A 19,689-nucleotide genomic window follows, 5' to 3' on the forward strand; every position below is an offset into this window, starting at 1 on the left:
AGTAGTCAAATTTGAGGAGTTAGCTGCACGTGGCACCCATCCCCGCGGCACCATCCGCTCCGGCCTCCGCCCTCTCCCGCTGTGCCGCGGTCTTCCTGCCCGCCGAACCACCCCGTACCGGACGCGTCGCCTTCTGGCGGCCGGACGGCACACCCTTGGACGACCGGCCGACGCGGCAACTGACCGTCGCCGTCCCGGCACCCGGCTCCGGGGTCGAGATCCGCGACGTCCCGGCCGTCGTGCTGCCCGTCGCCGACGCCCTCCCCGTCCTCACCCGTGCCCGTACGGCTTCCGCGGCAGACCCGGCGGCGGCCTTCTGGGGCGCCGCGTCCGTACTGGCCCTCCAGCTCGTCGCCCGCGGGCGGCTGCTGCCCGGCCTGAGCCGTTCCGGCCACGACGCCTGGCGCGTGGGCCCGCTCGACCCCGCCGACTTCGAGCGGCTGCGCGAGCTGGCCGCTTCGCTGCCGCCGCAAGCACACGCCGTGCCGCTCCCCGGCGCCGACGGCCCCGTACTGCTTCCCGAGCCCGAGCGCCTGGTACGCGCCTTCCTGGACGCGGTGGCCGACGGGCTGCCCCGCTCCCCCGCCGCCGCGCTCGTCACCGGCGGGCCGGCCTTCGCGGCGCCCGAACCGCAGCACATCCCCGCGCAGCGCGCCTGGGCGGCGGACGTCGCGGCCGGACACGACGCGGGCGTACGGATCTCCCTGCGCGTCGAGGTCGCGGGCCTGCCCGGCACGGACACCGCCCCGGACGCCACCGGCGATGCCGGGAATCCGACCGCCCACGAGGGCACCGCCGCGGCGCGCTGCACCTTCAGCGCCGTTCTCCAGGTGCACAGCCTCACCGACCCCACTCTGGTCGCCGATGCGTCGGAGGTCTGGGCGGGGACCTCTTCCGCCGGGCAGGCGTTCGGTTCGCGGGCCCGTATGGACACGCTGCTCACGCTGCGGCGCGCCGCCGCGGCCTGGTCGCCCCTGGCGCCCCTGTTGTCGGCCGCCGTGCCGGACGCCGTCGACCTCGCCGACGAGGAGATCGCCGAGCTGCTCGGCCCGGCGTCCCGCGCGCTGGCCGCCGCCGGCGTCCAGGTGCACTGGCCGAAGGATCTGGCACGCGGGTTCGGCACCCGCGCCGTGGTCGGGCCGCCCGGACCGGACGACGCGCCGGACGAGTTCGCGGGAGGCCGGGACCGTACCGCGTCCGGCTTCCCGTCCCTCTTGTCCGCCGACGCGCTGCTCTCGTTCAGCTGGCGCTTCTCCGTCGGCGGCCAGGAGATCGGCAGGGCGGAGCTGGACCGGCTGGCCGAGGCCGGGCGGCCGCTCGTCCGGTTGCGCGACCAGTGGGTGCTGATCGACCCGGAGGCGCTGCGGACGGCGCGCGGCCGCCAGGACCGCAAGGTGGCGCCCATCGACGCGCTCGGCGCCGCGCTGACCGGAACCGCCGAGTCCGAGGACGGCGAGCGCGTCGAGGTGCAGGCGTCCGGGTGGCTGGCCCGCCTGCGCGACCGCCTCGCCGCACCGGAGGCGGCCGGCCCGGACACGGATGCGCGGGGAGCGGGTCCGGTACCGCAGCCGCCGGCCCTCGCCGCCACCCTCCGCGACTACCAGCTGCGCGGCCTCGGCTGGCTGCACCGCATGACCTCGCTCGGCCTCGGCGGCTGTCTCGCCGACGACATGGGCCTGGGCAAGACCATCACCCTCATCGCGCTGCACCTGCACCGGCAGGGCGATCCCGCCTCCGCCGGGCCCACGCTCGTCGTCTGCCCGGCCTCCCTGATGGGCAACTGGCAGCGCGAGATCGCGAGGTTCGCGCCCGGCACCCCGGTACGCCGCTTCCACGCGGGCCGGCGCAGCCTCGCGGGTCTGGCGGACGGCGAGTTCGTGCTCACCACGTACGGCACCATGCGGCTGGACGCGGCGAAGCTGGCGGACACGCGCTGGGGGCTGGTCGTCGCGGATGAGGCCCAGCACGTGAAGAATCCGTTCTCCGCGACGGCGAAGGCGCTGCGCACCCTGCCGGCGGGGGCGCGGGTCGCGCTCACCGGCACGCCGGTCGAGAACAACCTGTCCGAGCTGTGGGCCGTTCTGGACTGGACCACGCCGGGCCTGCTCGGCCCGCTGGGGCGCTTCCGCGAGCGCTACGCGCGGACCGTCGAGGGCGGCACGGACCCGGCCGCCGCGGAACGGCTCGCCCGGCTCGTACGCCCCTTCCTGCTGCGCCGCCGCAAGTCGGACCCGGGCATCGCGCCCGAACTGCCGCCCAAGACGGAGACCGACCACGCGGTCGCGCTGACCAGGGAACAGGCCGGGCTGTACGAGGCGGTGGTACGCGAGGGGCTCGGCGAGATCGCGGAGTCGGCCGGCATCGCGCGCCGCGGCCTGGTGGTCAAGCTGCTCACCTCCCTCAAGCAGATCTGCAACCACCCGGCGCAGTTCCTGAAGGAGGAACGGCCGCGTATCGCCGGACGTTCCGGGAAGCTCGAACTGCTGGACGAACTGCTGGACACGATTCTCGCCGAGGACGCGAGTGTGCTGGTCTTCACCCAGTACGTCCGGATGGCGCGGCTGCTCGAAACGCACCTGGCGGGGCGCGGGGTACCGACGCAGTTGTTGCACGGTGGCACCCCGGTCGCACGGCGCGAGGACATGGTGCGGCGCTTCCAGAGCGGCGGGGTTCCGGTGTTCCTGCTGTCCCTGAAGGCGGCGGGCACCGGCCTGAACCTGACCAACGCCTCCCACGTCGTGCACTTCGACCGCTGGTGGAACCCGGCGGTCGAGGCGCAGGCCACCGACCGCGCGTACCGGATCGGCCAGACCAAGCCGGTGCAGGTCCACCGGTTGATCACCGAGGGCACGGTCGAGGACCGGATCGCCGCCATGCTCGCGCGCAAGCAGCGGCTGGCGGACGCGGTGCTCGGCTCCGGCGAGGCCGCGCTGACCGAACTGACCGACGCCGAGCTGGCCGACCTGGTCGGACTGCGGGGGAGCGAGTGATGACCGACGGCCACGGAAAAGGACTGCCCCGCGAGCACCAGGACGAGGACGGACACGTGACAGGACACCGTACGGAACGCATCTTCGCCGCCCTGCCTCCGGCAGCCGGGCGGGGCTTCGCGCGCACCTGGTGGGGGCAGGCCTGGCTGAAGGCGCTGGAGGACAGCGCGCTCGACGGCAGGCAGGTCAAGGAGGGCCGCCGGCACGCGCGGGCCGGGGCGGTGGGCGCGGTGTCCGTACGGCCCGGCCGGCTCACCGCGGTCGTCAAGGACCACGACGGCACGCCGTACCGCTGCGACGTCCTGCTCCAGGAGCTGAGCGCGGCGGACTGGGACCGGTTCCTGAACCTGGTCGCCGACCGGGCCGGGCACATCGCGGCGCTGCTGGACCACGACATGCCTCCGCACCTGGTGGAGGACGCGGCCGCCGCCGGCATCGAACTGCTGCCAGGGATCGGCGATCTGGAGGCAGAGTGCGGCTGTGAGGCGTGGGACCACTGCGCGCACACCGCCGCGCTCTGCCACCAGACGGCACGGCTGCTGGACGAGGACCCTTTCGTGCTGCTGCTGATGCGCGGCCGGGGCGAGCAGGAGTTGCTGGGCGAACTCCAGGCGCGCAGCGCTGCGCGCGCGCAAGAGGTGGCGGACGGGCTCGCGTCCAGCACGTCTGAAGCCGTGCCGGAACCGGCTCCCGAAGGCGTACCGGCCGACGAGGCGTACGCGGCGCGCGACATCCTGCCGCCGCTGCCCAAGCCCCCGCCCGCCGTGGACCAGCCTGGCGCAGCGCCGGTTCTCGGCGGGGGCAGTGATCCTGCGCCCGGCGTGGAAGTGGCAGCGCTGGAGTTCCTGATAGGCGACACGGCGGCGCGCGCCCAGCGCCTGCTGGCCGACGCGCTGGCGCCCCGGCACGAGGACAGCCCGCCCCAGGCGCCGCTGACCTGCGCAGAGGACGCCGTACGGCTGGCGGCGGCCGGTCCTGACGCCCGGATCACCGCCCGGCTGGCGGCCGGCTCGGGGCGTACGGCCAAGACGCTGGCCCTGGCCGTGCGGGCGTGGGAGTACGGCGGCGCCCCGGCGCTCGCGGTCCTGGAGGAGCAGTGGACTCCGGAACCGGCGGCCATGGCCCGCGCCGTCGCACAGCTCGCCGGCGCCTGGGACGAGGACGAGGACAAGCCGCGGCTGCGGCACGAGCGCAACCGCTGGACCGTGACCGGCGGCGATGCCCAGCTCCGGTACGGGCGCGACGGACGCTGGTGGCCGTACCGGAAGGAGCGCGGGCAGTGGGCACCGGCGGGCCCGGCCGCCGAGGACCCGGCGACGGCGCTCGCGGCGCTTGGCGCCGGGGCCGGAGACGCCCGGTAACCGGCCCTCGTCGGGGGGCGACCCCGACGCCGCTTCTGCTGACTGCCGCGCGCCCCGGCGCTACGCTGCACCGCGTCAGTGGGCCGGCGCGCGGACCGCCGGCCCGGCGTGCGGCCGATCGGAGGGACTGTGCCTGCCCTGAGCCCCCTGGACGTTCTCGAACAGCGGCGCGCCGCGGTCACGGGGCAGGACGCGGACGCCTTCGCGGACCTGTTCGCGCCGGACGGTGTGATCGAGCTGCCCTTCGCGGGCCGGGACGTACCCGACCGTATCGAGGGCCGGGAGACGATCCGCACGTTCGCGCGGGCGGCGATGGCCGCGATGCGCGTCGACGCGCTCGTGACGCTCGCCGTCCACCGCACCGAGGACCCGGAGGTCGTCATCGCGGAGACGCTCGCCAAGGGGTCGGGACGCGGTGACGCGTTCGAGGGCCGCTCGGTGCAGCTCCTCCGCATCCGGGACGGCCGGATCCTGTTGTTCCGCGACTACACGGGGCCGTTGCGCGAGCCGTCCTGACGCCTGCCCGCCCTGGGGCGCGCGGCTACGCGCCCCAGATCCGGGCGATGAAGAAGGCGGCGACGAGGACGACCACGACGGCGAGCACCAGCACCGGGCCCTTGGACCAGCCCCGGGTGGGGTTGTGGGTCTCCAGCGGCCCGGCGTCCGGGGTGCTGCCCTCGGCGGGCGGTGTCTCGCCCGGTGGCACCCCGCCGCCCGGTTCCAGGCCGGTGGTGCGTTCCGGTACCGGGTCCGGGTTCTTCGGTGAATCGTTCATGCTGCCCGGGTGCCCGTGCACGGCGAATTCTCACCGGACGGGGTGAAGCAGCCGGTCGGGCCCGTGTGCCGCCCGGAGTTCCCGGGGCCCGCGGCGCGAATCCGGGCGCTCCGGGCATGTGCGGCGCGGCGGAGAATACTTCAGCGGTCAATCACCCGTATGTGGTCGCGGTGCGCCGCCGCACATGGTTCGCTGGCTTGATCCCCCACGCCCCGCCGTGTCCCCGCAGCGAGGAGGACCCTTGCCCCTGCCCGACGCCCAGCACGCCGGCCACCACGCCCCCCGCGACGCCGCACCACCCGAAGCCACGGAGCACACCGGCCCGGTGGCAGGCACCGGGCTCCCCGCCCCGCGTCCCGCGCACCGGCTGCCGTATTACGAAGACGTGACCCCCGGAAGCGGCTGCCGTCCGCCGCGCGCCTGGTACGCCCGCTCGGACGCCCGCCGGATGTCGCTGCACGGCGCGTGGCGCTTCCGCCTCTCCCCCACCGCCCGCTGCGCGGACACCTCCTTCGCCCGGCCGGACTTCGACGACGCGGACTGGGCCGACCTGCGCGTACCGGGGCACTGGGTCCTGGCGGGCCACGGCGCGCCCGCGTACACCAACACCCGCTACCCGTTCCCCGTGGACCCGCCGCGGCTGCCCGACGAGAACCCGACGGGGGACCACCGGCGCGCCTTCGACCTCCCGGCGGGGTGGGAACCCGGGCCGGCACTGCTGCGTTTCGATGGTGTGGAGTCCTGCGCCCGCGTGTGGCTCAACGGCCGGGAGCTGGGGCACTTCAAGGGCAGCAGGCTGCCGCACGAGTTCGAGGTCGGACACCTGCTGCGGGAGCGCCGCAACGTGCTCGCGGTCCGCGTCCACCAGTGGTCCTCGGGCAGCTACCTGGAGGACCAGGACCAGTGGTGGCTGCCCGGCGTCTTCCGTGACGTCACACTGCACCAGCGGCCCCCGGGCTCGGTCCTCGACCACTTCGTGCACGCCTCCTACGACCACCGCACCGGCCGCGGCACCCTGCGCGTGGACTGCGCGCCGGCGGGCCGGGTCACCGTGCCCGCGCTCGGCCTCGACCTGGCGACGGGCGAGAGCGCCACGGTGCCGGTGACGCCCTGGACCGCCGAGACGCCGCATCTGTACGACGCCGAACTGCGCACGCCCGGCGAGCGCGTCCCGCTGCGCGTCGGCTTCCGTACCGTCCGCGTCGAGGACGGCCTGCTGAAGGTCAACGGCCGCCGGGTCCTGTTCCGCGGCGTCAACCGGCACGAGTTCGACCCGCGGTACGGGCGCGCGGTCGGCCCCGAGGCGATGCGCCGCGACCTGCTGCTGATGAAGCGGCACAACGTCAACGCGGTCCGCACCAGCCACTACCCGCCGCACCCCGCCTTCCTCGACCTCTGCGACGAACTGGGCCTGTGGGTGGTCGACGAGTGCGACCTGGAGACGCACGGCTTCAAGCAGCAGGGCTGGCGGGACAATCCGGTCGACGACGACGCCTGGACGCCAGCGCTGCTGGACCGCGCGCGCCGCATGGTCGAACGCGACAAGAACCACCCCAGCGTGATCATGTGGTCGCTGGGCAACGAGTGCGGCACCGGCCGCGGCCTGTCCGCCATGGCGGCCTGGATGCGCGAGCGCGACCCGTCCCGCCCGCTGCACTACGAGGGCGACCCGGCCTGTGCCGACACCGACGTCTACTCCCGGATGTACGCGGACCACGCCGAGGTCGCCCGGATCGGCCGGCGGGAGGAGGAGCCGCTCGCCGACCCGGCCGCGGACGCCCGGCGCCGTGCCCTGCCGTTCCTCCTGTGCGAGTACGCGCACGCGATGGGCAACGGCCCCGGCGGCCTGAGTGAGTACCAGCGGCTGTTCGAGACGTACGAGCGCTGCCAGGGCGGCTTCGTGTGGGAGTGGATCGACCACGGGCTGCGGCAGCGCACCGGGCGCGGCGAGCTGTTCCACGCCTACGGGGGCGACTTCGGCGAGGAACTGCACGACGGCAACTTCGTCTGCGACGGGCTGGTCTTCCCCGACCGGACGCCGTCGCCCGGACTGGCCGAGTTCAAGAAGGTGGTCGAGCCGGTGCGGATCGGCGCCGCGGACGAGCAGGGCGACGGCGTGCCCGGCGCCGTCCTGGTCACCAATCTGCACGACTTCACCGACCTCTCCCATCTGGCCTTCCGCTGGTCCTACGAGGCCGGGGGCGAGGTGCTGGCCGAAGGCCCGCTGGACTTACCGCCACTGGCACCCGGTGCATCCGCCGTGGTGGCGCTGCCCCCCGAGCCCGCCGGCCGGTACGGGCGCGAAGCCCGGTGGACCGTGCGTGCCGTCCTGGCCGGGGACACCGCCTGGGGCGCGGCGGGCCACGAAGTCGCCTGGGGGCAGTTGCCCGCCACGCCGACGCCGCGGCGTACCGTGTCCCGCCCGCTCGTCCCGAGCGCGACGCCGCGGCGTGGCGAGGGCAACCTCATCCTTCTCGGTCCCGGCGCCTTCGACGCCACCACCGGTGTGCTCCGGTATCTGCACGGCTGCCGGCTGGCGGGCCCGCGGCTGGACGTGTGGCGGGCGCCGACCGACAACGACGAGGGCGCGCCCTGGCAGCCGGGCCCGCACCGAGCCGAGCAGTGGCGCCGCATCGGGCTGCACCGTATGCGGCACCGGGTGGAGTCCGTCGAGCGCGGCCGCGACGCCCTGGTGGTACGGACCCGGGTGGCGCCCGCCGGCACGGACCTGGCCCTCGGCACCGACTACCACTGGAGCGCGGACAACGAGCGGCTGCGGCTGGAGGTGTCGGTGCGGCCGTACGGCGACTGGCCCTGCCCGCTGCCGCGGCTCGGCCTGCGGATGGGCCTGTGCGCCAGTTTCGCCACGGCGCGGTGGTACGGCGGCGGGCCCGGCGAGGCGTATCCGGACACGAGGGCGGCAGCGCGGACGGGGCTGTGGACCATGCCGGTGGAGGCGTTGCAGACGCCGTACGTGCGGCCGCAGGAGAACGGGGCGCGGGCGGACGTGCGGTGGGTGGAGCTGGCCCGGGGCGACGGTTCGGGACTGCGCGCCGAGGGCGAGCCGGCCTTCTGGTTCTCCGCGCGCCGCTGGACGAGCGAGCAGTTGGACGCCGCCCGGCACACCACCGATCTCGTCCCCGGCGACCATGTCTGGCTCCATCTCGACCACGCCCTGCACGGCATCGGCAGCGCTTCCTGCGGCCCCGGAGTGCTGCCGCAGTACGAGCTGACGGCGGCCCCCGCCCGGTTCGCCGTCATCTTGCATCCACTGCGATGAATTTCACGTTTCATCGGGTATTGACAGCGGTTGTCCTCGGCGGTCTAAACCAATGACAGGATGGAGATGCACCTTTTTCGACGCAACTGACCGAGAGGCCCCGTCCTGCCATGGCGCTCGCCATCCTCAACCGTCTTCGTGACCGCTCCCCCCGCACCGCCTCCGCCCAGGCCCCGATGCCCCGCGGTGCCGGGGCGCTGGACCTCAGCGTCCAGGACCCCGTCGGCCTGCCGATGGCCGGCGCGGGGGTGTCGGTGCGCAACACCGAGGGCACCGAGGTGACGCGCGGGCAGACGGACCCGAACGGCAGGTTCACCGCGACACTGGCGCCCGCCGCCTACCACGTGGTGGTCACCTGCGACGGCTTCCGCCCCGAGCGGTTCGACAGCCTGGTCACCGCGGGCGAGCGCACCGCGCCCCGGCCGCTGGGCCTGGAGCCGGCCCCCGCGGTGCCGATGCCCACGCCGGGCCGGTGGCGGCTGGACCCCGACCACTCCTCGATCCGCTTCACCGCCCGGCACATCGGGCTGGCCGAGATCCACGGCCGGTTCAACCACTTCGAGGGCGGACTGTGGATCGCGCCGGACATGCGGGACTCGCGGGTGGAGGTGACCATCGACGCTGCGAGCATCGACTCGGGCGTGCAGATGCGCGACGACCACCTGCGCTCGGCCGAGTTCCTGGACGTGGCGCGCTACCCGTACCTCCAGTTCGCCGGCGAGCGGTTCGTGCACAAGGGCGGCGCCCGCTGGGCCGTGCAGGGGGTGCTGCACCTGCACGGCGTCAGCCGGTCGGTGCAGCTGGACACCCGCTACCTGGGCATCGGCACCGGCATGGGCGGCGAGACCCGTACGGCGTGCAGCGCGGTGACCGAACTGCACCGCGAGGACTTCACGCTGGACTGGCGCAAGATGCTCGCCAGGGGCATCGCGGCCATCGGCGCCACCATCCGCGTCGAGCTGGACATCCAGGCCGTCCAGGACCAGTGAGCCCGGCAAGGGTGCGAGAGTGGACGCCATGAGCGTCTCTCCGTTCCCTTCGTTCGCCGCCGCCCTCGCCGCGGGACCGCTCGTCCTGGACGGCGGGCTGTCCAACCAGCTGGAGTCCGCCGGGTACGACCTGAGCGACGCGCTGTGGTCGGCGCGGCTGCTCGCCGAGGAGCCGGCGGCCCTGGTCGCGGCGCACCGCGCGTACTACGAGGCGGGCGCGCGGGTGGCGATCACCGCCGGCTACCAGGCGACCTTCGAGGGGTTCGCCGCGCGGGGCATCGGCGCGGCGGAGGCCGCCGGGCTGCTGCGGCGCAGCGTGGAGCTGGCGCGCGAGGCGGCGCGGCAGGCGACGGCGGCGGGCACCGCCACCGGGCCGCTGTACGTCGCCGCCTCGGCCGGCCCGTACGGCGCGATGCTCGCGGACGGTTCCGAATACCGGGGCCGCTACGGGCTGGCGGTGGCCGAGCTGGAACGTTTCCACCGCCCTCGGCTGGAGGTGCTGGCCGCGGCGGGCCCCGACGTGCTGGCGCTGGAGACCGTGCCGGACGCGGACGAGGCACGCGCCCTGCTGCGGGCGGTCCGCGGTCTCGGCGTACCGGCCTGGCTGTCGTTCAGCGCCGCCGGGGATCGCACCCGGGCCGGGCAGCCGCTGGCGGAAGCCTTCGCGCTCGCGGCGGACGTCCCGGAGGTGATCGCGGTGGGCGTGAACTGCTGCACCCCGCACGACGCGGACCGGGCCGTGGCGGTGGCGGCCCGCACGGCCAGCAAGCCGGTGGTCGTCTACCCGAACAGCGGCGAGAGCTGGGACGCGCGGGCGCGGGCCTGGCGCGGTACGCCGACCTTCAGTGCGGACCGGGTCGCGGCCTGGACCGCCGAGGGCGCCCGGCTCGTCGGCGGCTGCTGCCGGGTGGGACCGGACGGGGTGGCGGCGCTCGCCGGGCTGCTGGCGGGCTGAGAGCCCGCGTCCGCACCCGGCGAGTACGGGGCGGTGTCGTTACCCGGTCGCAACCCGAGTGGCGGCGACAGCGGCCCTGGTCGGTGACAGGATGCAGCCAACTCACCTCCGCCCGGAGAGTGTTGGGCCGTATCCTGACCCGGAGGACCCGTGTCCGTTCGCTCATCGACGTCCGCCACGGCCGCTCTCGCGGCGGCCGCCGCCCTTCTCGCCGCAGGGTGCACGAGCACGAAGGCCGGCGGGAGTTCCGGCGGGGAGTCGGCCTCGGGCGTCCAGCTGGTGTCCCCCGGCACGCTCAAGACGTGCACCCATCTGCCGTACGCGCCCTTCCAGGTGAAGAAGGAAGGCAAGATCGTCGGCTTCGACGTGGACCTGGTCGACCTGGTCGCCAAGGCGCTGAAGGTGCCCCAGGAGATCGTCAACACGCCCTTCGAAGGCATCGAGACCGGCCAGGACTTCAACATCCGCAAGTGCGACCTGGCCGCCGCCGGCATGACGATCACCGCCCAACGCGAGAAGGTCATGGACTTCTCCGACCCGTACTTCAACGCCACCCAGGCGCTCATCACCAAGAAGGGCAAGCCCTACCAGAAGGTCGAGGACCTCAAGGGCAAGAAGCTGGGCTACCAGAAGGCCACCACGGGCGCCGAGTACGCCAAGAAGCACGGGCAGGGCGTCGAACTGGTCGAGTACGAGGACCTGGGGCTGCTGCTCACCGCCGTCAAGGCCGGGCAGGTGGACGCGGGCATCAACGACAACGGCGTGCTGCTCGACTACGTCAAGCAGAATCCCGACACGGCGGTGACCGCCGAGTTCGACACCGGCGAGCACTACGGGATCGGCGTGCGCACCGGCAACGACGCGCTGCGCAAGAAGATCAACGAGGTCCTGAAGAAGGCCAGAGCGGACGGCAGTTACGACCGGATCTACAAGAAGTGGTTCGGCACCACGCCGCAGCAGGGCTGACCCCGCAGCCAGCAAGAGGAGCCGCACACCGATGCCCCTGTCCCGACGCCGGCGCGCCCGCCTGATCCGGGGCGGCCAGTACGCGGTACTGGCCGCCGCCGCGCTCGTCCTCGCCCTGGTCGCCGACTGGGGGACGCTGCGCCACGCGTTCTTCGACGTGGCGGTCGCCAAGGCGCTGTTCCCCGACATCATCACCACCGCACTGGTCAACACCGTCCTGTACACCCTGCTCGGCTTCGGTTTCGGCCTGGGGCTGGGGCTGGTGCTGGCCCTGATGCGGCTGTCGCAGGTGCCGCCGTACCGCTGGATCGCCGTCACCTACATCGAGTTCTTCCGCGGCGTTCCGGCGCTGCTGGTGTTCATCGCGCTCGGCTTCGGCGTGCCGCTCGCCTTCGAGGTCGCGCTCGACATGAACATCACCGTGATGCTCTCGCTGGGCCTGGTGGGCGCCGCGTACATGGCGGAGACGATCCGGGCCGGCATCCAGGCCGTACCCAAGGGGCAGACGGAGGCGGCCCGTTCGCTGGGCATGTCGCAGGGCCGCGCGCTGCGGTCGGTCGTCATCCCGCAGGCGTTCCGCATCGTGCTGCCGCCGCTGACCAACGAGCTGATCCTGCTCACCAAGGACTCCTCCCTGGTGTACCTGCTCGGCCTGTCGCTCGGCCAGTTCGAGCTGGCCAACTTCGGGCGGGACGCCCTGAACGAACACAAGAGCCTGACGCCGATCCTCATCGCCGGCCTGCTCTACCTCGTCATCACCCTCCCCCTGGGCCAGCTGGTCCGGCGGCTGGAGGCCCGTACCGCGAAAGCCAGGTGAGTGCCGTGAGCACCGACGGGGCGCCGGCGGCAGCCGACCGTGCGATCGAGGTCGAGGGGCTGCACAAGTCCTTCGGCTCGCTGGAGGTCCTCAAGGGCATCGACTTCTCCGTCGAGCGGGGCGAGGTGGTGTGCGTCATCGGCCCTTCCGGGTCCGGCAAGTCGACGCTGCTGCGCTGTGTGAACCTGCTGGAGGAGCCGACCGCCGGACGGGTCACCGTGGCGGGCACCGAGGTCACCGACCCGGACGTGGACATCGACCGGGTCCGGCGCCGTATCGGCATGGTCTTCCAGTCCTTCAACCTCTTCCCGCACCTGACCGCGCTGGAGAACCTGACCCTCGCCCAGCGGCGGGTGCTGCGCCGCGACCGGGCGGCGGCCGGGCGGATCGCCCGCGCCAACCTGGACCGGGTCGGTCTGCGCGACAAGGAGTCCGCGTACCCGGCGCAGCTCTCGGGCGGCCAGCAGCAGCGGGTGGCCATCGCCCGCGCGCTGTCCATGGACCCGGAGCTGATGCTCTTCGACGAGCCGACCTCGGCCCTCGACCCGGAGCTGGTCGGCGACGTACTGGCGGTGATGCGTTCGCTCGCCCAGGAGGGCATGACGATGCTCGTCGTCACCCACGAGATGAGTTTCGCGCGGGAGGTCGCGGACCGGGTGGTGTTCATGGACGGCGGGGTCATCGTGGAGGAGGGCTCCCCCGAGCAGGTGGTGGGCCGGCCGCGGCACGAGCGGACGCGGACGTTCCTGGCCCGGGTGCTCGACCCGGCCGCCGCCGAGATGAGCGAGGTGGCGGGCCCGGCGGACGAGGGGCCTCACGAGCCGTGATCACCCGTACGGCGGCCGGGCGTACCGGCACCCCGCTCCTCGGATGTCAGAACTTTGACATAGGTACTCCGGCGCCCTACTGTCAGGCATGTCAAAATCCTGACATCAGAGACGAGGGAGACCCATGTCCGCCGGCATCGAAGGACCCGACTTCATCGCCCTGCAAGTCCGCGACCTGGACGCGGCGGCGGCGTTCTGCGAGCAGCACCTGGGCCTGCGCCGGGCCGCGGTCTCGCCGCCGCACGCGGTCGTGTTCGACACCAAGCCCGTCCCGTTCGCCGTCCGCGAGATCCTCCCGGGCGTCGACCTCGCCGACACCGCGCGGCCCGGCCTCGGCACGCTGCTCTGGTTCCGCACCCCGGACGCCCACCAGCTCCACGACCGGCTCACCGCCGCCGGGGTCACGATCCTCAGCCCGATCGAGGACAGCCCCTTCGGGCCGAAGTTCACCTTCGAAGGCCCCGAAGGCTACGCGCTCACCGCGCACGGAGGCTGACCGTGCCCGCCGTCTCCCTCGCCCCGGCCGGGCCCTTCTCGCTCGCCGCCGGTATCCGGTTCCTGGAGGGCTTCACCCCCGCGCGTTACCGCCACGCGGCGGACGGGATCCTGCGCCTGGCCTTCCCCGCCGACGACACGGCATCCGTCGTCGCGGCCACCGTCCGGCAGGAAGCGGGGGCGGACGGCGGCACCGGTACGGTCCGGGCCGAATTCACCGTGCACCCCGGCAACCCGGCGCAGGCGGTGGCCTCCGGGCCCGCCGCCTATGAGGCGGTACGCGCCCAACTCGCCCGCATCCTCTCCCTCGACGTCGACGGCACCGGATTCCCGGCCCTGGCCACCGACCCCGTGGCGGCCGGGCTCATGGCGGAACTCCCGGGACTGCGCCCGGTGTGCTTCCACTCGCCCTACGAAGCCGCCGTCTGGGCCGTCATCGGCAACCGCATCCGCAGGACGCAGGCGGCAGCCGTCAAGGCCCACATCGCCCGCCGGTACGGGCACCCCGTCCACGTCGCGGGCCAGACCCTGCACGCGTTCCCCACCCCCGCCGCCCTGCGCGCCGTCACCCACGTACCCGGCCTGACCGACATCAAGATCCAGCGGCTGCACGCGCTGGCCGAAGCAGCCCTGGACGGACAACTCGACGCGGCCCGCCTGCGCGCCCTGCCCGCCGACTACGCCCTCGCCGACCTGCGCGCCATACCCGGCATCGGGCCCTTCTCCGCCGAGCTGGTCCTCATCCGCGGAGCGGGACACCCCGACGTCTTCCCCCGCCACGAACCCCGCGTCCACCGAGCCGTCGCCACCGCTTACGGGCTCGGCCTCCCGGCCGCCGGCGACGTGGCCCGGCTGGCCGGGATCGCCGACCGGTGGAAGCCCTACCGGAGCTGGGTCGCCTTCCTGCTCCGCGTGCGCGCGGAGGAGACCCGCTCCCCGCACCCGCCGTCCGGCTGGCCCGGCCGCCGTCCGGGCGGTCAGCGCGCCCGCAGCACATGCTCCACGGCCAGCTGATCGAGCCGTTCGAACGCCATGCCGCGGGCGGCCGCCGCCTCGGCGTCGAAGGACTCGTACGCCGTACGGTCACCGAGCAGGCCGGCCAGTCCGTCCGCCGCGGTGGGCCGGGCCAGCTCGTCCACCCGGGACGCCCGCAGCGCCTCCTGGACCACCGGGTCGGCACGGAAGGCCGCGGCGCTCTCCCTGAGGATGAGGTAGGTACGCATGCAGCCGGCCGCCGATTCCCACACCCCGTCCAGGTCCTCGGTGCGCGGCGGCTTGAAGTCGAAGTGCCGGGGGCCTTCGTAGCCCGCCGACTCCAGCAGGTCCACCAGCCAGAAGGCGGACCGCAGGTCTCCGGCGCCGAAACGCAGGTCCTGGTCGTACTTGACGCCGGACTGCCCGTTGAGGTCGATGTGGAAGAGCTTGCCCGCCCACAGGGCCTGGGCGATGCCGTGCGGGACGTTGAGCCCGGCCATCTGCTCGTGCCCGACCTCGGGGTTGACGCCGTACAGCGCCGGCCGCTCCAGCCGTTCGATGAACGCGAGCGCGTGTCCGACGGTGGGCAGCAGGATGTCGCCGCGCGGCTCGTTGGGCTTCGGTTCGATGGCGAAGCGCAGGTCGTGGCCCTGCTCGACGACGTACTGGCCGAGCAGGTCGAACGCCTCCTTCATCCGGTCCAGCGCCGCGCGGACGTCCTTGGCCGCGCCGGACTCCGCGCCCTCGCGCCCGCCCCACGCCACGAACGTACGCGCGCCCAGCTCGGCCGCCAGGTCGATGTTGCGGAGGGCCTTGCGCAGCGCGTAGCGCCGTACGTCGCGGTCGTTGGCGGTGAACGCGCCGTCCTTGAAGACGGGGTGGGTGAAGAGGTTGGTCGTGACCATCGGAACGGCCAGACCGGTGGCGTCCAGCGCCTGGCGGAAGCCCTTGACGGCCGCCTCGCGCGCGATGTCGCCGGAGCCGAAGGGGATCAGGTCGTCGTCGTGGAAGGTGACACCGTACGCGCCCAGTTCCGCCAGCCGGTGGACGGACTCGACCGGGTCCAGCGGACGGCGGGTGGCGTCCCCGAACGGGTCACGGCCCTGCCAGCCGACCGTCCACAGACCGAAACTGAACTTGTCCTCGGGTACGGGCTGGTAGCGCATCGCGGCTCCCTCGGCCGATTCGTGACAGCGTTTTACGACGTGATAGCGCTTTACAAATCGCCAAACTAATATTCCGGCAGCACGCCGGGAAGCCATTCGACGGGCGTGGTGCTGCCCGGCATCCCGCGGGGGCGTCCCCCGCGGTCCGAGGGAGAACGCGATGGGCACACAGGCAACGGGACCACTCGTCGTCGGCGTGGACAGCTCCACGCAGTCCACCAAGGCGCTGGTGGTCGACGCCACGACCGGCGAGGTCGTGGCCCGTGGCCGGGCCCCGCACGTCGTCACCGGTGGTACGGCGTTCAGTAGCGCGGCTTCGGGCGGTACGACTTCGGGCGGCGCGGCTTCGGGCGGCGCGGCTTCGGGCGGCGCGGCTTCGGGCGGCGCGGGCAAGGAGAGCGATCCCGAGCAGTGGTGGCGCGCGCTGGGCGAGGCACTGGACCAGTGCGGCGACGCCGTACGGCAGGCGGCGGCCGTCTCCGTGGCGGGCCAGCAGCACGGCCTGGTCTCCCTCGACGCGTCGGGGCGGCCGGTGCGCCCGGCGCTGCTCTGGAACGACGTGCGGTCGGCACCCCAGCACCGACGTCTGCTCGACGAGTTCGGCGGGCCGCAGGAGTGGGCGCGGCGGGTGGGGAGCGTACCGCTGCCCGCGTTCACCGTGACCAAGTGGGCCTGGCTGCGCGAGAACGAGCCCGAGGCCGCCGACGCGACGGCAGCCGTACGGCTGCCGCACGACTACCTCACCGAGCGCCTCAGCGGCGAGGCGGTCACCGACCGCGGAGACGCGTCGGGGACCGGCTGGTGGTCGCCGGGCGGCGAGTCCTACGACGAGGAGATCCTCGGGCACATCGGCCTGGCCCCGAAGGCGCTGCCGCGGGTGACGCTGCCCGGCGAGGCGGCGGGCACCGTACGCACCGGTGACCTGCCGCTGCCGCACGGCGCGTTGGTCGCCGCCGGCACCGGCGACAACATGGCGGCGGCACTGGGGCTCGGCCTGCGGCCCGGGCAGCCCGTACTGAGCCTGGGCACCTCCGGCACGGTCTACGTGGTGTCCACCCGGCGTCCGCCCGGCGACCCGACGGGCACGGTCGCCGGGTTCGCCGACGCGCGCGGCGACTGGCTGCCGCTGGCCTGCACCCTGAACTGCACACTCGCCGTGGACCGGATCGCCGCCCTGCTCGGACTGGAACGCGAGGACGTCGAGCCCGGCGGGACGGCGGTCGTGCTGCCCTTCCTCGACGGCGAACGCACGCCGGACCTGCCGCACGCGTCCGGGCTGCTGCACGGTCTGCGGCACGACACCACACGCGGCCAGTTGCTCCAAGCGGCCTACGACGGAGCGGTGTTCGCGCTGCTCCAGGCGCTGGACCGGATCGTGGACGAGGACGTACCGGCCGACGCGCCGCTGTTCCTGATCGGCGGCGGGGCGCGTGGGCGCGCGTGGCGGGACACCGTACGCCGCTTGTCGGGGCGGCCTGTGGTGGTGCCCGAGGCCCGCGAACTGGTCGCTCTGGGGGCGGCGGCGCAGGCTGCGGGCCTGCTGCTGGGCGAGGACCCGGCGGCGGTAGCGCGGCGGTGGGGGACGGCGCGCGGTGCCGAGTACGAGGCGGTGTCCTGCGACACCACCGCGCGGGAGCGGCTTGCACGGACGCTCACGGCGGGCGGGCCGCTGCTGGGGGCCTGACGACGGGGCTGGTCGGCCGGTGGGTCGCCCGGTGGTTGGGGCGTGACGGCGAGGCGACCCCGGGGGGGGTGGCCGTCGGTGGCCGGAATCCCGGGTCCGCACAACGGATTCGGACGCCGGCGTACCGCCGACGCGGGAGTTGTGATGAGGTGCCGGGCATGAGCATCTTTGTTCGTGCCCGGTTCGAAGTGAGCGACCGCCGTCAGGACGGCACCGAGCGGAGTGCCACCGCACTGCACGAAGCGACCGGGCCGGACCCCGACAGCCCGGCCTGCCGCTGGTTCACGCTGCCCGAACCAGGCGCCTACCTGGTGCTGGAGGAGTACGCCGACACGGCGGCGGGCAGCGTGCCCCCGGAACATTCCGCCGGGCTCCTGACGAGCCTGGGCCGCTGCGCCGACATGGCGTTCACCGAGATGTACGGGCCGCTCGGCCCCAGCCGGCCGGCCGCCGCCGGCTGAAAGGGCGGCATCTCGCGCGCCGGCGCCGGCGGGCCGCTGCTCGACGCTCCCTGGACCGGTCCTGGACACCTGCCGTTTCCCGGCCGCTCTCCGGTGCATAACCCGATCCGTCACCGCGAAGCATTAACGCGCCCGCGCATCGGAAGCCGCCGCTCCCGCCGAATCACCTCGGCACCCTTTCCAACAACAGATTCCACTAAACCTGTCCATCTCAATTATTTTTCATGCCACTCTTTTGAGTGATTGCCCCGATTAAAACGACACGACTATGTTCAGTGCGGCGAGCGGCACGGACCTCGCCCCGCGGAACGTCCGTGACCCGCCCGCCGCCCGCTTTCACCTTCCCAAGATTGGTGGCGCAGCCGTGACGGTTACGGACGAGACAATTCCCGCCCCCGGGGGCGAACCGCAGAATTCCAGCCTCACCACGGCCGCGGCACGCAACCTGGCCACCACCACCAAGACCGTGCCGCAGATGCAGGGCATCAGCTCGCGCTGGCTGCTGCGGCTGCTGCCCTGGGTACAGGTCTCCGGCGGCACGTACCGCGTCAACCGCCGCCTGACCTATACCGTCGGCGACGGCCGCGTCGATTTCGCCATCTCCGGCACCGAGGTCTCCGTCATCCCCGACGAGCTGCGCGAACTGCCGGCGCTGCGGGACTTCACCGACTCCGGCGTGCTCGGCGCGCTCGGCGAGCGCTTCGCGCAGCACGAGTACGCGCCGGGCGACGTGATCGCCGAAGCCGGCACGCCGGCCGACCGCCTCGTCCTGATCGCACACGGCCGGGTCGACCGGATCGGCGCCGGCAAGTACGGCGACGAGACGGTGCTCGGGGCGCTCGCCGGAGGCGACCACCTCGGCGACCGGCTGCTCACCGACGCCGCCGCCTCCTGGGAGTACACCTACCGCGCGGTGACGCGGGTGACGGTCATGGAGCTGCCCCGGCAGGCGGCCCAGGAGGTCACCGACCGCTCGCAGGGGCTGCGCGACCACCTCGCGGCGGCGGGCGCGAGCACCGCGCCGCCCCGCAACGCCAGCGGCGAGTCCGCCATCGAGGTCGCCTCCGGGCACCACGGCGAACCGCCGGTGCCGGGCACCTTCGTCGACTACGAGCTCCGGCCGCGCGAGTACGAACTGAGCGTCGCGCAAACGGTCCTGCGCGCCCACACCCGGGTCGGCGACCTCTACAGCGACCCGATGAACCAGGTCGAGGAGCAGTTGCGGCTGACCATCCAGGCGCTGCGCGAGCGCCAGGAACACGAAATGGTCAACAACCGCGAGTTCGGCCTGCTGCACAACGCCGACCTCAAGCAGCGCGTCCGCGCCCGCAGCGGCCCGCCCACCCCCGACGACCTGGACGAACTCCTCGCGACGGTGTGGAAGGACCCGAGCTTCCTGCTCGCCCACCCCAAGGCGATCGCCGCCTTCGGCCGCGAGTGCAGCGCCCGCGGCCTGTACCCGACGGCAGTCGACGTGATGGGGCACTCGCTGCCCTCCTGGCGCGGCGTGCCCATCTTCCCGAGCAACAAGATCCCGCTCGGACAGGACGGCACCACCTCCTTTCTGGTGATGCGCACCGGCGAGGACAAGCAGGGCGTCGTCGGGCTGCACCAGACAGGAATCCCCGACGAATACGAGCCGGGTCTCTCGGTCCGTTTCATGGGGGTCAACGACCAGGCAGTCGCCAACTACCTCGTCAGCGCTTACTACTCCACCGCCGTTCTCGTACCGGACGCACTGGGAATTCTGGAAGACGTGCAAATCGGTCACTGACCCGCCGCATTCCGGCCGCGGTGGAAGAACGGCTGAAGAACCGTTTACCGAGAAATGACGCAAGGGACACGTTTCGGCGCTCTCCGCGCGATATCCGCGGTCCCGCCAACGCCCCGCATGCCGGTGCCATGCGCTGTGCGGCCCGGCCGCGGCCGCCGCATCGCACCACGCTGA

The 19,689-nt window shown here is 73.4% G+C and carries 16 protein-coding genes; 14 read left to right on the top strand and 2 right to left on the bottom strand.

The genetic code is table 11. The features are described 5' to 3' along the window. Nucleotides 1–29: 29 nt before the first annotated feature. The 3 genes from ACH4K4_RS01150 (at nucleotide 30) to ACH4K4_RS01160 (ending at nucleotide 4,867) form a co-directional block, all read left to right on the top strand. On the top strand, nucleotides 30–2,990 hold the full coding sequence (locus ACH4K4_RS01150; protein WP_398163886.1) for an SNF2-related protein: 2,961 nt from the start codon (nucleotides 30–32) through the stop codon (nucleotides 2,988–2,990). Continuing rightward, nucleotides 2,990–4,351, top strand: a complete 1,362-nt coding sequence (locus ACH4K4_RS01155) for an SWF or SNF family helicase (protein WP_398163887.1) — start codon at nucleotides 2,990–2,992, stop codon at nucleotides 4,349–4,351. Before ACH4K4_RS01150 ends, ACH4K4_RS01155 begins: the two co-directional genes overlap by 1 nt. 129 nt (nucleotides 4,352–4,480) lie before the next feature. Continuing rightward, the gene (locus ACH4K4_RS01160; RefSeq protein WP_398163888.1) at nucleotides 4,481–4,867 is read left to right on the top strand and encodes a nuclear transport factor 2 family protein; all 387 of its coding nucleotides are present in this window, start codon (nucleotides 4,481–4,483) and stop codon (nucleotides 4,865–4,867) included. Between the two features lie 25 nt (nucleotides 4,868–4,892). On the opposite strand, the gene ACH4K4_RS01165 is transcribed toward ACH4K4_RS01160, so the two are convergent. Beyond that, nucleotides 4,893–5,126, bottom strand: a complete 234-nt coding sequence (locus ACH4K4_RS01165) for a DUF6480 family protein (protein ID WP_398163889.1) — start codon at nucleotides 5,124–5,126, stop codon at nucleotides 4,893–4,895. A gap of 241 nt (nucleotides 5,127–5,367) precedes the next feature. On the opposite strand from ACH4K4_RS01165, the gene ACH4K4_RS01170 reads away from it, so the two are divergent. The 8 genes from ACH4K4_RS01170 to ACH4K4_RS01205 all read left to right on the top strand — a co-directional run bounded on the left by ACH4K4_RS01170 (nucleotide 5,368) and on the right by ACH4K4_RS01205 (nucleotide 14,469). Then, on the top strand, nucleotides 5,368–8,406 hold the full coding sequence (locus ACH4K4_RS01170) for a glycoside hydrolase family 2 TIM barrel-domain containing protein (protein ID WP_398163890.1): 3,039 nt from the start codon (nucleotides 5,368–5,370) through the stop codon (nucleotides 8,404–8,406). Nucleotides 8,407–8,516: 110 nt separating this feature from the next. After that, nucleotides 8,517–9,395: a YceI family protein gene (locus ACH4K4_RS01175; protein ID WP_398163891.1), complete on the top strand. Its 879-nt coding sequence runs from the start codon at nucleotides 8,517–8,519 to the stop codon at nucleotides 9,393–9,395. A 28-nt stretch (nucleotides 9,396–9,423) separates the two neighbouring features. Further along, a complete protein-coding gene (gene mmuM, locus ACH4K4_RS01180; protein WP_398163892.1) occupies nucleotides 9,424–10,350 on the top strand; it encodes a homocysteine S-methyltransferase in 927 nt (308 codons plus the stop codon). 150 nt (nucleotides 10,351–10,500) lie between these two features. Further along, a complete protein-coding gene (locus tag ACH4K4_RS01185) occupies nucleotides 10,501–11,316 on the top strand; it encodes an ABC transporter substrate-binding protein (RefSeq protein WP_398163893.1) in 816 nt (271 codons plus the stop codon). A 31-nt stretch (nucleotides 11,317–11,347) separates the two neighbouring features. Further along, nucleotides 11,348–12,133, top strand: a complete 786-nt coding sequence (locus ACH4K4_RS01190; RefSeq protein ID WP_398163894.1) for an amino acid ABC transporter permease — start codon at nucleotides 11,348–11,350, stop codon at nucleotides 12,131–12,133. Beyond that, on the top strand, nucleotides 12,130–12,960 hold the full coding sequence (locus ACH4K4_RS01195) for an amino acid ABC transporter ATP-binding protein (protein ID WP_398163895.1): 831 nt from the start codon (nucleotides 12,130–12,132) through the stop codon (nucleotides 12,958–12,960). Before ACH4K4_RS01190 ends, ACH4K4_RS01195 begins: the two co-directional genes overlap by 4 nt. A gap of 124 nt (nucleotides 12,961–13,084) precedes the next feature. Continuing rightward, on the top strand, nucleotides 13,085–13,456 hold the full coding sequence (locus tag ACH4K4_RS01200) for a VOC family protein (RefSeq protein ID WP_398163896.1): 372 nt from the start codon (nucleotides 13,085–13,087) through the stop codon (nucleotides 13,454–13,456). 2 nt (nucleotides 13,457–13,458) lie between these two features. Continuing rightward, a complete protein-coding gene (locus ACH4K4_RS01205) occupies nucleotides 13,459–14,469 on the top strand; it encodes a DNA-3-methyladenine glycosylase family protein (protein WP_398163897.1) in 1,011 nt (336 codons plus the stop codon). Here ACH4K4_RS01205 and xylA read toward each other — a convergent pair. After that, on the bottom strand, nucleotides 14,433–15,596 hold the full coding sequence (xylA, locus tag ACH4K4_RS01210) for a xylose isomerase (protein ID WP_398163898.1): 1,164 nt from the start codon (nucleotides 15,594–15,596) through the stop codon (nucleotides 14,433–14,435). The genes ACH4K4_RS01205 and xylA overlap by 37 nt on opposite strands. 160 nt (nucleotides 15,597–15,756) lie before the next feature. Here xylA and xylB point away from each other — a divergent pair, with 160 nt between their 5' ends. From xylB to ACH4K4_RS01225, 3 genes are all read left to right on the top strand, one after another. After that, complete coding sequence (gene xylB / locus ACH4K4_RS01215) at nucleotides 15,757–17,280, top strand: xylulokinase (RefSeq protein ID WP_398163899.1); 1,524 nt, start codon at nucleotides 15,757–15,759, stop codon at nucleotides 17,278–17,280. A gap of 158 nt (nucleotides 17,281–17,438) precedes the next feature. Then, nucleotides 17,439–17,741 (top strand): hypothetical protein, encoded by a 303-nt coding sequence (locus ACH4K4_RS01220; RefSeq protein ID WP_398163900.1) that lies wholly within the window; start codon nucleotides 17,439–17,441, stop codon nucleotides 17,739–17,741. A gap of 364 nt (nucleotides 17,742–18,105) precedes the next feature. After that, nucleotides 18,106–19,515 (top strand): family 2B encapsulin nanocompartment shell protein, encoded by a 1,410-nt coding sequence (locus ACH4K4_RS01225; RefSeq protein ID WP_398163901.1) that lies wholly within the window; start codon nucleotides 18,106–18,108, stop codon nucleotides 19,513–19,515. Nucleotides 19,516–19,689 lie beyond the last annotated feature (174 nt).

The organism is Streptomyces sp. NPDC017529, from assembly GCF_044329785.1.
Taxonomy (GTDB): domain Bacteria; phylum Actinomycetota; class Actinomycetes; order Streptomycetales; family Streptomycetaceae; genus Streptomyces.

What these genes read in the sequence shown, in the direction of transcription:
- ACH4K4_RS01200 (WP_398163896.1), top strand. Translation starts at nt 13,085, where the DNA reads ATGTCCGCCGGCATCGAAGGACCCGACTTCATCGCCCTGCAAGTCCGC.
- ACH4K4_RS01155 (WP_398163887.1), top strand. Translation starts at nt 2,990, where the DNA reads ATGACCGACGGCCACGGAAAAGGACTGCCCCGCGAGCACCAGGACGAG.
- mmuM (WP_398163892.1), top strand. Translation starts at nt 9,424, where the DNA reads ATGAGCGTCTCTCCGTTCCCTTCGTTCGCCGCCGCCCTCGCCGCGGGA.
- xylA (WP_398163898.1), bottom strand. Translation starts at nt 15,596, where the DNA reads ATGCGCTACCAGCCCGTACCCGAGGACAAGTTCAGTTTCGGTCTGTGG.
- ACH4K4_RS01190 (WP_398163894.1), top strand. Translation starts at nt 11,348, where the DNA reads ATGCCCCTGTCCCGACGCCGGCGCGCCCGCCTGATCCGGGGCGGCCAG.
- ACH4K4_RS01220 (WP_398163900.1), top strand. Translation starts at nt 17,439, where the DNA reads ATGAGCATCTTTGTTCGTGCCCGGTTCGAAGTGAGCGACCGCCGTCAG.
- xylB (WP_398163899.1), top strand. Translation starts at nt 15,757, where the DNA reads ATGGGCACACAGGCAACGGGACCACTCGTCGTCGGCGTGGACAGCTCC.
- ACH4K4_RS01165 (WP_398163889.1), bottom strand. Translation starts at nt 5,126, where the DNA reads ATGAACGATTCACCGAAGAACCCGGACCCGGTACCGGAACGCACCACC.
- ACH4K4_RS01175 (WP_398163891.1), top strand. Translation starts at nt 8,517, where the DNA reads ATGGCGCTCGCCATCCTCAACCGTCTTCGTGACCGCTCCCCCCGCACC.